This is a genomic window from Psychromonas sp., assembly GCF_047632995.1.
GTDB lineage: Bacteria > Pseudomonadota > Gammaproteobacteria > Enterobacterales > Psychromonadaceae > Psychromonas.
The window spans coordinates 33,004-46,891 of the sequence record NZ_JBLIEK010000018.1; the positions used below are offsets into that span (position 1 = coordinate 33,004).

Genomic DNA, 13,888 nt, shown 5'->3' on the forward strand with positions numbered 1-13,888 from the left:
TATGGGCTATCTCTCGCTAGGGTTGTTGACCTTCCGCATTCGTTGTTGCAGAAATTTGTTCGTGCTTTCTATGGTATCACCTGCTTATACATAATAACTATACCGTGCAGGCTTTACCTTGTATAAAGCACGAACAAATGCTGCATTTCAGATCCATTTAAAGTCATTCCGCAACACTTAATCACTTAATCACTTTATTAATGCATTTTCTATAAGTTGTAATTTATTTATTATTTATTTCAAGCAGGTGAGCTTTAATATCATTATCATCTGGTGATAAGAGAACTGCTTTTTCAATTAATTCTTTGCCCTGCTGTAATTCTCCATTCTTATATAAAATCCAGCCGTAAGTATCTAAAACAGCACCATTGTTTGGCATTAATTGATATGCTTTCTGCGCTAGGCTGATGGCAATAGGATTGCCTTGTTCAAAATACAACCATGCTGCGTTGTTTAGGCTGATCACATCATTCGGCGTCTTTTTTAGCTGTGCTTCATAGAGAATCAGAGCTTGCTCTTTGTTGCCTGTATTTTGCAAAGCAATCGCTTTATAGCGCATGGCAATCCGGCTTTCTGGCAATGTTTTTTGCCAGTTATCAAGAAAGGTGAGTGCTTCTTCTAAATTGTCGTCTCTTAATTGAAGATAAAGCTGAGTAGCTACCTCTTCATCTTTTGTGTTTTGCCAGTATGACGTTAATAAATTGATTGCTTGTTGCGGTTTTCCTTGAGCGTTAAATATGTCAGCCGCCAACCGGGTGGATAACGAGCTGTCGGGTAATAACCTACCTATCTGTTCACTAATTTTCTTTGCTTGCTCATATTCTTTCGAGCGGATTTCAATACGGGTTAATAAGCTTAAAAGAGGAATATCTTTGGGTGCTTTCTCAAGGGCTGACAGTACTATTTTTTTTGCTTTGAGATCATCGTTTTCTTTGAAAGCAATAGATGCATTGGCTAAGTCAAGTTGCAATAGTAATCTGTCTAGGCTTGCTTGGTATTTCTGCGGCAGTTCATTTCCCGCGTCTTTTGCGTAGGCAGCTGCCAGCTCTAATCTATTTTGCTGCAGGGTTAAATTAGCCAAGGTTAATGCCAATACGCTCATCTCATAATTGCTGGGCATATGCTCAGCTGCTTTTAATGGATCTTGTTGTAACTTCATTAGGCTTCGCACAACACCTTGATAAGCAGTTATTTCAGAAGGATAAAAAGTAATTATGTTTTGATAGTTGGTTAACACGAGTGACCAGTTTTGCTGCATCCCATTTACTTTAACCAGGCTGTAAAGTGCTTGTTGATTGCTCGGTTCTTTGGCTAGAATTTGCTCTATTATTTGTTTCGCCTGATCTGGTTTTTGTTGGTAGATATAATAATTTGCAACAATTAATTGGCTATCTGTATTTTGACTATAGTTTTCCTTTAAACGAGCTATATAGTCGTCAGCTTCTGTTATTTTATTTAGTATAAGCAGTTGTTGCAGGTACGATAATTGCGCTTTTTGATTCTCAGGATGGGCAGCTAAAAGTGCAGAAGCTGATTGCAATGCTAGCTCTGGCTCGGCTAAGCTGTTGTAATAAAGAATTTCAGTTAAGGCAATGCGAAATGATTGCGGTGATAATGATTTCGCTGTATCGATTGCCATTTTGGCTTTTGAAAATTCTTTTTGTTGGATTGCGGCATTGGCATAAAGCACCCATGTATCGATGTTTCTATTGGCTTCAGGTACAAGATCGAGCAAAGCCAAAACATCATCTGATTTTTTTTGCTGTAATTGAGTCGCGATATATAACTGGGTAAGTTTGAGAGGCGAAGTCTCTGGATCAACTACATTTTCAAGGTATTGTTCAGCGCTTTTAGGATTACCTTCTTGATAGAATATTATCCCTAATAACGTTGCGGATTTTTTATCTCCAGGGTTGTTGTCTAATATTTCTAATAAGATCTTTTTAGCGCTGGAAAATTGTTTATTTTCAAATAATTTTAAGGCTCTGTTATATTGAAGTGATAGTGATTCAGCGGCAGGGAATTCATCATTTAATATTTGCGAGTAGATCATCGCTTCGGTGCTATGCCCTTGACGTGTTAATACTTCGGCCAAGCTTTGAATTATCTGAACCCTTTGCGTGGTAAAAACATCAGTGGTGGGAAGCTTTGTCAGAGCTTCAGATAGTGATTTTTCAGCATTTTCAAGATCGCCAGATTTGATATATATCATGCTTTTAATAAGTAGACTTTCAGTGTTTTTTGAGTCTAATTTAATTATGTCATCAAGCATATTGAGAGCGGTTTTATCGTTATTTAACGAAGCCTCTATTTTTGCTAATCCCAGCATACTTTCAATTTTATAATTTTCTATTTTTAATAAATCTTCAAAGGCACTCTTTGCCTGCTCTAATTTCTGACTATAAAGCAACTGTTGCGCTTGTGCTAATTGCAAACGTTGTGGTTGTTCCTGTAATGTTTTTGTCTGCCCGTTAATTAGATTTTGTGCGGAGATTAATTTTCCTGATTTTTGATAGGCCGCTAGCAGAGAAAAATAATACTCGCTGTTTTTAATACCAGTAAAAGCTTCAAGTGATTTAACGCTCTGTAGTGGTTGCCCCGATTGTTGATAAATTTCGGCTAGAAGCAGGTAGCCATCGATCCGAGCAGAATCTACTTTAATCGCATCATTAGCAGCACTAAAAGCGGCTTTAAATTGGTTCATCTGCAGAGATGACTCACCTTGTTTTAAGTAAGCGTCTGATTTTGAAATGTTTTGTGAATCCTTTGATTCGCTGCAAGCTGACAGCAAGATAGTGCCTGAAAGTAATATTACAGCGAATGTTTTTTCTATTTGAATATTAAGTTTTGTTCGTTTCATGCTGATATTTCCAATTTAAATTAACTTTCAGGGAGCGTCTTTTTAATCGATTTGATTATCTAGTCCGTATTTAAATTATGTTTTTTCATTAAATCGTAGAATGTAGGTCTAGTAACGCCCAGTAATTTTGCCGCGGCAGAAATGTTGTTTTCTGTCAGACTAAGCGTTGTTTTGAGCGCCTTAATTTCAGCACTTTCTCGAATCACTTTTAAATTAAGTGGTGTCGTATCGACCGATTTTAAGCCAAGATCTTCTGCATTAATGTATTTATGGTCACACATAATTGCTGCGCGTGTCACTTTATTACCCAGCTCTCGTATATTGCCGGGCCATGAATAGTCTTCAATCGCACTAATCGCATCTTCAGTAAAACCAATGATTTTTAATTTTTCTTTCTGTACGTATTTTTTTAATAGGTAACGAGCCAGTAGGACTTTATCTGAACTTCGATCTCTTAATGGTGGGATGTCGATCTGTATTTCAGCAATCCGATAATAGAGATCTTCCCGGAACTCTCCGCTTGCCATCATCTCTTCTAAATTTCTATTGGTTGCACAAACAATTCTTGTATCTAGATAAATTAATTTTCTTCCCCCCACTCGCTCAATCACTTTTTCTTGCAGAAAACGCAGCAACTTGGATTGTAATAAAAGTGGCATTTCACCTATCTCATCAAGAAATACCGTGCCGCCATCAGCAAGTTCAAATTTCCCCGGTGTACTTTTCACTGCACCGGTGAATGCGCCTTTTTCATAGCCGAACAGTTCACTTTCGAATAGATTTTCAGGGAGCGCTGCACAATTAATGGCAACAAATGGGCTTTCATTACGTGGGCTCAGTGTATGCAGTGATTTTGCTAAAACTTCTTTACCTGTACCACTTTCACCCAGTAGTAAGCAAGCAGCGTTGGTGGGGGCTACCCTTTCTATAAGCTTACAAACTTTTAACATCCGCTCATCCGCAGTGATCAATCCGTCAAGATTGCTGCTTTGAGATAAATTAAATACACGATTCTTAGTTTCGAGTTGATGCATGTGAAAGGCTCGCTGCACGATAAGCGCTAACGTAGCAGGATTAACTGGTTTGCTGTAAAAATCATAGGCTCCGAGACTGACCGCTTTGAGCGCATGCTCATTACAATCATTGCCTGTCATAACAATTACTTTCATATGTGGATTTATTTGCAGGGCATTTTGTAATAAAGCGAAGCCTTGTGTAACACCCTCTGGATCAGGGGGTAAGCCGAGATCTTGTACCATGACTTGAGGCTCGCGTAAGCGGATTGCGACAATAGCTTCATCTAAATTTGCAGCTACAACAACATTATAATCAGAAAAATGCCATTTAAGCTGTGTCTGTAGTCCTATATCGTCTTCAACAATTAATAAAGTGTCAGCGTTATTTTTTTGCAAAATAGCTCCTTAAAATAGTAACGCTTTAATATCTGAAAGCGATTCTGGTTGTATAATGTTGTTCTTCATAACCAGGGCTGCCCTGAATATCTCTTTGTTTTTCAAAAGCGGCGGAACATTGAATGTATAATGAATCTATTATATTGTATCTTGCATAAATTTCAGCTTGTGAATATATTTTTGAACTCCCCGTTGATAGCTCTGACTCGTAATAATCAGCAGATAAACTGGAACTTAATTTTTCTGTTATCGACCATACAAGCTGCCCGTATGCTCCATACTTGTTTGTATCTCTTGCATCAGTGCCGTTTATTGTTTCTATTACGTCATTATTATTGAAATATAAGCGTATATTACTAACTAATCGGTCATCGAGCATAGTGTATTGGTGACTTAATGATATTTGTGTGCGCCAAAACAATTGATTTTCTGAAAAATCTAATTCAGTACTCTCTCCAATCTGTTGCGAAGAGTTGCTCTGCTCTCTCGATGCGCTGAGAACAAATAGATGTCTACGGATAAGCGTGTCAATAGTTAACCCGTAATGCATGCCACTATATGTATCATTGGGACTGGAGCCGTCAACCCATGTTTGGCCAGTGTTAATAGAATAATTTCCAAGTCGGTATTTACTAGAAAAACGGGCATCCAGTTTCTGTTTTGTGTAGGTATTATCAAAATCATCAAACCTATTCTCACTGCCAAAATAGCTTAGCTGAACGTTTGATTTTTCATTTAGGGTATATTGCCAACTTATTTTCCCTTCATTAGTGTTGCTATCACTGCTATTGCTGTTATTAAACCAAGCCTCCGTGTGTGTGAGGCCAAGAATAAAGGTTGTGCGTGAGGAGTAGGGGATAGACCACTGTAAACCCAGATCGAGTAGATCTCGTTCACTCTGATTTTCATCGAGTTTTGGTTTGCTTTCATTAATGAGATAACGTTGGCGAGTGTGTGCAAGGTTAAAGAGTAGTTTTTCAGTGAAGAGTTGTTGTGAAATTGACGAGCTGCCTATCCAATAACTACTGTCTGGTTGGTCATTGTCAATATCCTTAGCATATTCGGTATAATAATTTAGTGCAATATTATTGCTTGCTTGCTGTTGTTTATAGCCGAGTTCGAGATCTATTAAAGCGGTATTACCGCTTTTCTCGTTATTAGATAATTTATAGATATTATCGCTATATTCATAGCTAGTACCCACTTCTATAAATTTACTTCTATTCTCATTATCTGCTGCTGCGGCATTTGCTTGAGAACCACAAGCAATGCAGAAAAGGGATATAGAGACCCACATTGACCATTTACTGATGTCTTCTGGTATATTATTTATCATTGAGAATGATTCCTGCAAGCTTGTCGCTACTGATCAGATCAATGCCTGTCTGTACGTGAGATACATTAGCTTGGCCGTAGCGAACAACCAAGATTGCCAGATCACAAATGGATGCTAAAATTTGGCTTTCAGCGAAGATCCCTATCGGAGGCGTATCGAGAATAATAAAGCGATCTGGATAACGTTCTTTGACCATTGTTATAAATCGTCCCATTTTCTCTGATGAAAAATTTTCTGCCGCATGCTCAGTTTTCGTTCCTGCAGGAATAATTCTTATACGACGAATACCTGAAGGATAGATAATATCTTCAATGTCGTCTGTATCATCCTCGAGAAAATCAGATAAGCCTAATTGCGGTTTTGATTTTAAATAATTGTCTAATCCGCACGTATAGCTATTACAATCAATAATTAATGCGGTTTTGCTGTGATCTAAGGCAATACTGGCCGCTAAATTCACTGCAACATGAGTCGTTCCTGCTGCTGGTTTGATACTAGAAACCATGCATACAAAATTCTTGTTGTTAGACGCTTTTAATAGTTTAGTGCGTAGCTCGCGATAATCATTAAGCGCTTTGTCATCTAGGCAGCCAGGGTAAATTACTTTAAGCTCATTAAGCTCATCTGGCGTCAGTAAGCAATCTTCATTCATATTGCGAATTTTTTGGCGACCATCATTTTCGATCGAGACTGCAACCTCATTTGTGTTGCGTAATGGTGTCACCTGTGAATTTTCAGATCTCATCTCATTAACTCCATTAGTCGAGAATAGAATGTCGTGAGCAGTTCATCTATAGGGATATCATATTTATGGGCAATGGCAACAGCCACATAGATAGTAAAGGTAGATAACAGATAAAAAGTGAGTGTGATGTTGTTAATTCGTCGCCTTTTCCTTTCAGAACGATTGAGGGTATGGCTAATACTCACTAGCAGAGGCACTCCGGTAAACGATTCTAATTGAGATGCAAAGCGGATCTTGTTATCCAGTAATATTTTGGCTATAAACAGGATGATTAAACATCCCAATCCTAAAATCGGACCCGCGATCAAAAAATGTAAAAAGCGTGGCCCCGAAGGCACCGTAGGATAGGTAGCGGGCTCTTGAATTTTATAGTTAACGCCTTGCCCTTCGATATCAAGCACCATAGACAAGCGCGCTTTTTCTTTATTAGCAAGCATGTCTTCATACAAGGCTTTGACGACACTATTATCCCGGTTCAACTCAGAAAGTTCAGCTTGATTATTGGCGATCCGTTTACGTCGTTCATAAGCCTCTTCAAGTAGTACTTGAAAGGCACTAAGTCGATTTTTTATGGTGTTATGTGAAACTTGTGCGGTTGATAGTTTGCTGCTGATCTCCTGATATAACGGGTTGAATTCATTTCCAACATTTACCGTCTCTTTTTTATTCTCAGCTAAATTTTTAATGGTGTTTTTTATATCGCTGATCTGATATCTCACTTCGATCACCTCAGGGTAATCGTCTTTATAAGTGAGTAGCAAGTTATCAAGATGTTGTTGTAACGCCTTGAGTTTACTGTGATATAGGGATGCTTCATAATCATTAGATGAAAATTTATCTTGTGAATATAGCTGCGTCTTGAGTGAAGAGATACGTGTTAAGCTTTCCATCTGTTGAATTTTCATATCTTCAATATTATTACGTAATGTCGAAATTCGAGATTCCACCTCACTTTCTGTTCCATCTAAATGAGTTGATTTAAAGTTTTTTAACTTGTCTTCAGCTAACAGTAATTGTGCTTTATAACTGTCAACCTGTTGCTCTATGAAATTATATGCGCTGCGGCTTTCATCTCTTTTGGTACTGGCGCTGTCTTCAACAAATAACAATACCACTTCATTAAGCAATCGAAATGTCCTATCGGGACTGTTATCTTGATAAGATATTTTAATATAATTGCCGGACTGCCCTTCAACTTTTAAATTTTGTCGTAAATTGGTTAGTTTGTTTTCGAGGCTAGCTGCATCAGGGAAAGCATTTTTGCCATAAATATGGTCAATAACTTTATTTAATTGTCGAGGTGAGTAGATGATGTCCCGAATCTGGGCTGCACGGTTTTCCTTTACGTTAGTAACTGCTGTCTGTTTGCCAAGTAGCGGCTTAATAACATTTTGCGTGTCTGCATAAATGGTGACTTCACTCTTAAACACTGACGGTTTATAGACCCCGACGCCTAAAACAGCAAAACTGACTAAGGTAACAAGTATAGCGGCCTTGAATTTTCTTAGACATATCTCATGCCATATAACCGTTATATATTTAAATATTTCATTAAGTTCCATATTAAAAGATACTCTCTGGGACAATTAGGATATCTGATGGACGCAACTCATAGTTAGTTGATATGTCACCCTCTTTTATAATGCTATCCAGCCGGATCGAATAACGTTTCGTACCACTTTTTGTTTTACGGTATAAAATGGCATCATTGCCATTGGCAAAAGGAGTTAAACTGCCTGCTTGCAGAAGCAAGTCAAGTATTGTCATACCTTGACGATACGGAGTGGACTGCGGAGCCTGTACGGCACCAGTGATACGTACACGGGTTAAGTATTCTGCGCTTATAGCTGAAGTTACAATAACGGTAACCTCCGGATTGCGTATGAATTGACTGAGTTGTTCTTTTAGATTTTCTGATAATGTTTCAGCTGAAAGACCGACCGCTGGTGCATCGCCGACTAGGGGCACTGAAATTTTACCATCCGGACGAACCGGGACGCTTAATGATAAGTCAGGATTTTGCCAAACATTAATATATAACTGGTCGCCAGCCCCAATTTTATATTCTGGTATTTCAAGCCCCTGCTCTGGAACTTCCAGTGGCACTGCGCAACTTGTAATTATGCATGTGCTTAAGATAAACAGTAAAAACTTTCTCATATAATCCTCTTAGATTTCTTTTATGAACTTATGTTTTAATTTGCTGATGTTATTATTGCGTTTCTTGTCATTGTAATTCATTCGTTGACTTTCCAATTACTTGTAAAGGTAAATAAATTGAAAATTTAGTGCCCTGATTTTTAACACTATCAACAAAAACCTCACCCTGTAATGAATGTATCAATTCTCTTATTTGATATGCACCGATCCCCATTCCTTGGTTTTTTTTAGTACTAGAAAATGGTTTAAATAATTGTTCTTTAATAAATTCTTTGTCCATACCGCACCCGGTATCTTTGACTTCTAGCCATAATGCTTCGATTTCAGTGGTCAATTTTATCGTAATTATTCCACTATCTTCGGTGGCATCCTGTGCATTTCTGATTAGATGATAAAGTGCCATTTGCAATTTGTCTCTATCCGCCATCACAAAAGCAGGTTCTCCTTGTACAGATAACGAGGGTTCTGGATATCCCGTTGCATTCATTTCAATGGCATTTTGCAGAAGTTCGTTAACGTTGACCGATTCAAGTTTACCATGCGGGTTGCCTTGCAGCTTGACTAAAAGTTGGTCCATTTTTTCAACCGAGTTAGCGATGGTCAAAATGACATCATCAACAAACTCGGGGTGATGTTTGAATTTTTCGGCATTATTAAGCATTAAACTTTGTTGAGCAATCAGATTTTTAATATCGTGTACAGCAAAGGCGGTGATTTTATTAAACAAGTCAAATTTTTTATTTTGAATTAATTTTTCAGAGGCACGATGATTGCTAATATAACTGCCGATTTGTCGCCCGGTTAACTTTAATATATCCAAATCTTCCCAAGTTAACGATGTATTAATAGATTTTTTACATAGAACGGCAAAACCAATTAGTCCTTGGTGGGCATTTAGTGGGACTATGACCCAGGCATCGTCAGTGTCAGTGAACCATTTCGGCAAGTATTTATTATTATCCCTATCATTAATGCCAGTATGACGCGGTGCTTGAAATACCCATTCATTTTTCGCCATAAGCTGAATGAAGTGACTATTATTTGCCTCGATTGCGCGCGAGGAGGGTAACTCGAAATTTTTTAATGCCACTGGAGAGTAAAATTGCTGACCTTCAAGCCAAATTCCACCACTTTGGCAATTAAACAAAGTGGTAAGGGCGGAGAGTGCGATTTCATAACCATTGTTATCGGTGCGTTTTTGTGAAAGAAGCGCATCTAATTCGATCCATTGTTTCTGATAATCATATTTGTTACTAAAAAAGTTTTTGCTTATCCATACGGTGACAACTTGACGAAACCTCTCTACGCACGAGAGTGCTGCTATTATAAAGATCGACATCACGTAAAGAAGTATTTGCGAGACCTCAGCCCATTCAATATTAAACCACTTAACCATTAGACCTAAGAGTGACATGCACAATAAAAAAACTCCCGCTAATATGAAACTCATGTTAAAAATAATAATTGAGCGGGACAGTTGAAATTTACTCTCTTGTCGTTGTTGGAAAGGGTAGGTAATAATAGAGAGCGCCAATATTAATGATGTGGCGGTATTGAGAAAACTTCTCGCATACCAAAGATTATTGTTCGTCTGGGTAAATAATAACAAATTTGAAAAAACCAACATATCATAGGCAAGTTGCGTTATTGCAACAAGGGCAACCAATTTGCTGACACGGCTGGAATGGTCATGCCTAAGCAGTTGTTCTGCGATTACAATGGCCGCTAAACAGAGCACTATTTTTATATAGAGCCATGATTTTGGATCCATAAAGGGAATTAACTCAGCGTTTAAACCATCTATCCAAAGCGCTGAAACTGCGGCAATACAGATATAGATTAAGGCAGACCAGCGTAGGGGGAGTCGAGTTTTCTGCGAATACATTAGCAGATAAATTAGGACTAAAAACCAGCCCATATAACGCAGTACCTCAAGAAGTTGAAATTGATAACTTGATGGTAAATTGTAAAATGGGTTGGAATTGAAAGTGATATGCCAGATCGCAGAAAAAATAGCCAACACGCAAAAGCTAAGCTTTATTTTTAAATTTTTGATTTTAACTAATGCAGTCAAAGCTAAAGCAATTTCAACGCAAGCTATTAAATAATCAGGCGTAGTTAGCGTTGCGTAATAATCCATCATAAGCACTTTGTTTTCCTTGTATCAATACTGTGGATGAATTAAAACTGGCAACCTACTATTTTCAAGTAGGTTGGATTTAAGGCTAGAATATTCCACGTGTATCAATGACCACTTTGGTTGCAAAAAGAGCTTTATCTGTTGTTTTAAACTCTTGATGATCAACTAATATGACGATGATATTGGCAACCTCGAGGGCGCGTTCTAAGCTTTCAAATGTCACATCAGCTTTAAGTAAATGGTCCGGCAATGATTTAATATTGGGCTCTACTGCAATAATTTGTCCTACCTTTTTATCGGCTAGTTGTTCAACTATTTGCAACGCTGGACTTTCTCTCAGATCATCAATGTCAGCTTTAAAGGCGAGTCCTAAGCATGCAATAACAGGACGCTTAAACTCATCTGCAGCATCCGCTATTTGCCCGATCACATAATGTGGTTTGTGATCATTGGTTAAGCGTGCTTGTTTAATCAGATTTGCTTCTTCGGGACAACTGTCGACAATAAACCAAGGGTCAACAGCGATACAGTGACCACCGACGCCCGGTCCTGGATTTAAAATGTTAACGCGGGGGTGGCGGTTGGCCAGTTTGATCAATTCCCATACATTTATTTTTAACTTATCACAAATAATAGAGAGCTCATTGGCAAATGCAATATTGACATCACGGAATGAATTTTCAGTCAGTTTTGCCATTTCTGCTGTGCGTGCATTGGTGATGATGCATTCACCGCGCACAAATGTGCGGTAAAGTGCCACGGCTTTCTCGCTACAGGTTTTACTCATGCCGCCGATCACGCGATCATTAGAGACTAATTCTTGTAGAACATAACCTGGTAAGACTCGTTCAGGACAGTGCGCTACATTGATATCGGCTGCATCCCCCTTGTCCTGTGGAAAAGAGAGATCCGGGCGTGCTTTCGCTAACCAAGTGGCCAGTTTTTCAGTGGTTCCCACTGGGGATGTCGATTCAAGAATGACCAAATTACCTTTTTCAAGCACTGGCGCTATAGTGTTCGCAGCAGACTCAATATAACTGAGGTCGGGTTGGTGGCTATCATCATCACTGTGGATAAAAGGGGTCGGCACGGCAATCATAAATACATCGGCAGGCTCTGCAACAGTTACTGCGCGTAAATTACCAGTGGAAACAACACTGCGAACGACAATGTCGAGATCCGGTTCGACGATATGAATTTGTCCTGCATTAATCGTATCTACCGCGTTTTGGTTAACTTCTACACCAATCACGGTCATGCCGCGCGAAGCAATAATTGCAGCTGTAGGCAGGCCTATATATCCAAGTCCAATTACGGATACTTTTTCAAAATCCATGATAATTCCCTGTAACCTTTTATTTATCTATTAAATAGTGGTGTTAAGTTAAACTGTAATCGACTCTGAAGCTGCAGTGGCTACTTCCGCTTTTTGTGTAACAAAATAATGCATTATTCTATTGATTATTTTCTGACAAGACTGACCATCCCCGTAGGGATTATGTGCACGACTCATGCGACTATAAATCACTTCATCCTGCAGTAATTTTTCAACAGTATTGATAATATTATTTTTGTCCGTACCAACCAGCTGAACCGTTCCTGCGGCAACTGCTTCAGGCCGCTCTGTGACATCACGCATCACCAGTACGGGTTTGCCTAAACTTGGTGCTTCTTCTTGAATACCACCAGAATCGGTTAAAATAAGGTGCGCTTTATCCATTAAATAGACAAAAGGAAGGTAATCTTGCGGCTCTATCAGATGGATATTGTCAAGATTGCATAAAATTCGGTTAACCGGTTCACGCACATTGGGGTTTAGGTGCACAGGGTAGATTATCTGGACATTTGAATGTCTGCTCGCAATATCTGCCAGTGCTTCACAAATTCTCTCAAATCCGCCACCAAAACTTTCTCTACGGTGACCTGTTACTAATATGAGTTTTTTATTGGCATCTAATTGCGGGAACTTGTCCGCTAATGTGCTTGAAAGTTGTGTGTTGTTTTTTAATTTGCTGGTTACCTGCATTAAAGCATCAATCACTGTGTTGCCGGTTACTTCAATGTTATCAGCGGAGATCCCCTCTCGGAGTAAATTCGCTTTCGCGCTTTCGGTTGGCGCAAAATGAAGTTGAGTAATGGCGCTGGTCAGTCGTCGATTGCCTTCTTCGGGCCAAGGAGAGTTCAGATCGCCAGTACGTAAACCTGCTTCAACATGGCCAATTGGAATCTGTTGATAAAAGGCGGCTAAACTGGTCGATAATGTCGTTGAGGTATCGCCGTGTACCAAGATAAGATCGGGTCTGAACTCTTTTAGAATAGGCTCAAGCCCTGATAAAATATTAGTGGTTACATCAGATAAAGACTGCCCGGGTTGCATGATATTAAGATCATAGTCTGGTGTGATTGAAAACAGTTCAAGTACCTGATCAAGCATCTCTCGATGCTGTGCAGTGACGCAAACTTTAGCATCAATACCGGGCTGTTTTTTTAGCGCATCCACAAGTGGAGCCATCTTGATCGCCTCTGGTCGAGTACCAAAGACAGTTAATATTTTAATAGACACAAGAATATTTCCATATAAATTGTAAAACCTAATAATGCTAAAAAATAATGTGAAGTTAAATAAATCATAAAAAATTAACTTATGGTTAACATGTTATATCAAAAATTTTTTTTTGTCAGAAGTTTAAATCTTATGTTATTCGAATTTATTTATAAGGTAGTTACAAGGCAAGTGTTACCGTGTCGGTTCTATCGCTTTCATATCCGGCACTGTTAAAGGCTGTAATGCTGAAAAAGTAGTTCGTGCCAGAAACAAGATTATCGATATTGTATGCGCTTAACTCGGGATCGTTAACTGATATTAGCATATCGAGTTGAGTTGCTGATTGCCCATAATAGATTCTATAGCCCGCTAAATTTGTTAATTCTGAACCATCTGTATTATAAAGCGGGCTGCTCCAGCTTAATGTGACACTGGTTAATATTTCATCCGCGGGTAATACCGTTATGTTTATTGTGTCTGAGTATTGATTGCCCTCGCCATCAGTAGCGATAAGATTAAATGTTAAATTGTCGTTTACTAGTGCCGTAAACTCTGCATATGGCTCATTCTCTGGTGTCAAAGATACGAGAGAGCCAGAGGTTTGTTCCCATTGATAAGTGACTATAGCGGTACTTTCTTCATTGATTTTAGGGCTTAATTCAACTATGTTACCGGCCTTAAGATCGGAAG

General features: G+C 38.8%; 10 protein-coding genes. All 10 read right to left on the reverse strand.

Annotation, left to right across the window (positions count from 1 at the left end; all coding sequences use genetic code 11):
• Window positions 1-223: 223 nt before the first annotated feature.
• Window positions 224-2,860, reverse strand: coding sequence for a hypothetical protein (locus ACJAT7_RS05215; RefSeq protein WP_415225744.1), 2,637 nt, complete (start codon window positions 2,858-2,860; stop codon window positions 224-226).
• A gap of 59 nt (window positions 2,861-2,919) precedes the next feature.
• Complete coding sequence (gene prsR / locus ACJAT7_RS05220) at window positions 2,920-4,272, reverse strand: PEP-CTERM-box response regulator transcription factor (protein WP_415225745.1); 1,353 nt, start codon at window positions 4,270-4,272, stop codon at window positions 2,920-2,922.
• 25 nt (window positions 4,273-4,297) lie between these two features.
• Window positions 4,298-5,608 carry a hypothetical protein gene (locus tag ACJAT7_RS05225; RefSeq protein WP_415225746.1) on the reverse strand — a complete coding sequence of 437 codons (1,311 nt, stop codon included), beginning with the start codon at window positions 5,606-5,608 and terminating at the stop codon, window positions 4,298-4,300.
• A complete protein-coding gene (locus tag ACJAT7_RS05230; RefSeq protein WP_415225747.1) occupies window positions 5,598-6,353 on the reverse strand; it encodes an AAA family ATPase in 756 nt (251 codons plus the stop codon). The genes ACJAT7_RS05225 and ACJAT7_RS05230 overlap by 11 nt, the downstream gene beginning before the upstream one ends.
• Window positions 6,350-7,915, reverse strand: coding sequence for an XrtA system polysaccharide chain length determinant (locus tag ACJAT7_RS05235; RefSeq protein WP_415225748.1), 1,566 nt, complete (start codon window positions 7,913-7,915; stop codon window positions 6,350-6,352). Before ACJAT7_RS05235 ends, ACJAT7_RS05230 begins: the two co-directional genes overlap by 4 nt.
• A gap of 1 nt (window position 7,916) precedes the next feature.
• The gene (locus ACJAT7_RS05240) at window positions 7,917-8,513 is read right to left on the reverse strand and encodes an XrtA/PEP-CTERM system exopolysaccharide export protein (protein ID WP_415225749.1); all 597 of its coding nucleotides are present in this window, start codon (window positions 8,511-8,513) and stop codon (window positions 7,917-7,919) included.
• A 67-nt stretch (window positions 8,514-8,580) separates the two neighbouring features.
• Window positions 8,581-10,656, reverse strand: coding sequence for an XrtA/PEP-CTERM system histidine kinase PrsK (gene prsK, locus ACJAT7_RS05245; protein ID WP_415225750.1), 2,076 nt, complete (start codon window positions 10,654-10,656; stop codon window positions 8,581-8,583).
• A gap of 82 nt (window positions 10,657-10,738) precedes the next feature.
• A complete protein-coding gene (gene wecC, locus ACJAT7_RS05250) occupies window positions 10,739-11,989 on the reverse strand; it encodes a UDP-N-acetyl-D-mannosamine dehydrogenase (RefSeq protein WP_415225751.1) in 1,251 nt (416 codons plus the stop codon).
• Window positions 11,990-12,037: 48 nt separating this feature from the next.
• A complete protein-coding gene (gene wecB, locus ACJAT7_RS05255) occupies window positions 12,038-13,210 on the reverse strand; it encodes a non-hydrolyzing UDP-N-acetylglucosamine 2-epimerase (protein WP_415225754.1) in 1,173 nt (390 codons plus the stop codon).
• A 166-nt stretch (window positions 13,211-13,376) separates the two neighbouring features.
• A partial coding sequence (locus ACJAT7_RS05260) for a PKD domain-containing protein (RefSeq protein ID WP_415225752.1) occupies window positions 13,377-13,888 on the reverse strand: 512 nt, incomplete at its 5' end.

Bases quoted from the DNA above. Each gene is read 5' to 3' on its own strand.
- wecC (WP_415225751.1), bottom strand. From the start codon at position 11,989: ATGGATTTTGAAAAAGTATCCGTAATTGGACTTGGATATATAGGCCTG.
- ACJAT7_RS05230 (WP_415225747.1), bottom strand. From the start codon at position 6,353: ATGAGATCTGAAAATTCACAGGTGACACCATTACGCAACACAAATGAG.
- ACJAT7_RS05240 (WP_415225749.1), bottom strand. From the start codon at position 8,513: ATGAGAAAGTTTTTACTGTTTATCTTAAGCACATGCATAATTACAAGT.
- ACJAT7_RS05215 (WP_415225744.1), bottom strand. From the start codon at position 2,860: ATGAAACGAACAAAACTTAATATTCAAATAGAAAAAACATTCGCTGTA.
- prsK (WP_415225750.1), bottom strand. From the start codon at position 10,656: ATGATGGATTATTACGCAACGCTAACTACGCCTGATTATTTAATAGCT.
- ACJAT7_RS05235 (WP_415225748.1), bottom strand. From the start codon at position 7,915: ATGGAACTTAATGAAATATTTAAATATATAACGGTTATATGGCATGAG.
- ACJAT7_RS05225 (WP_415225746.1), bottom strand. From the start codon at position 5,608: ATGATAAATAATATACCAGAAGACATCAGTAAATGGTCAATGTGGGTC.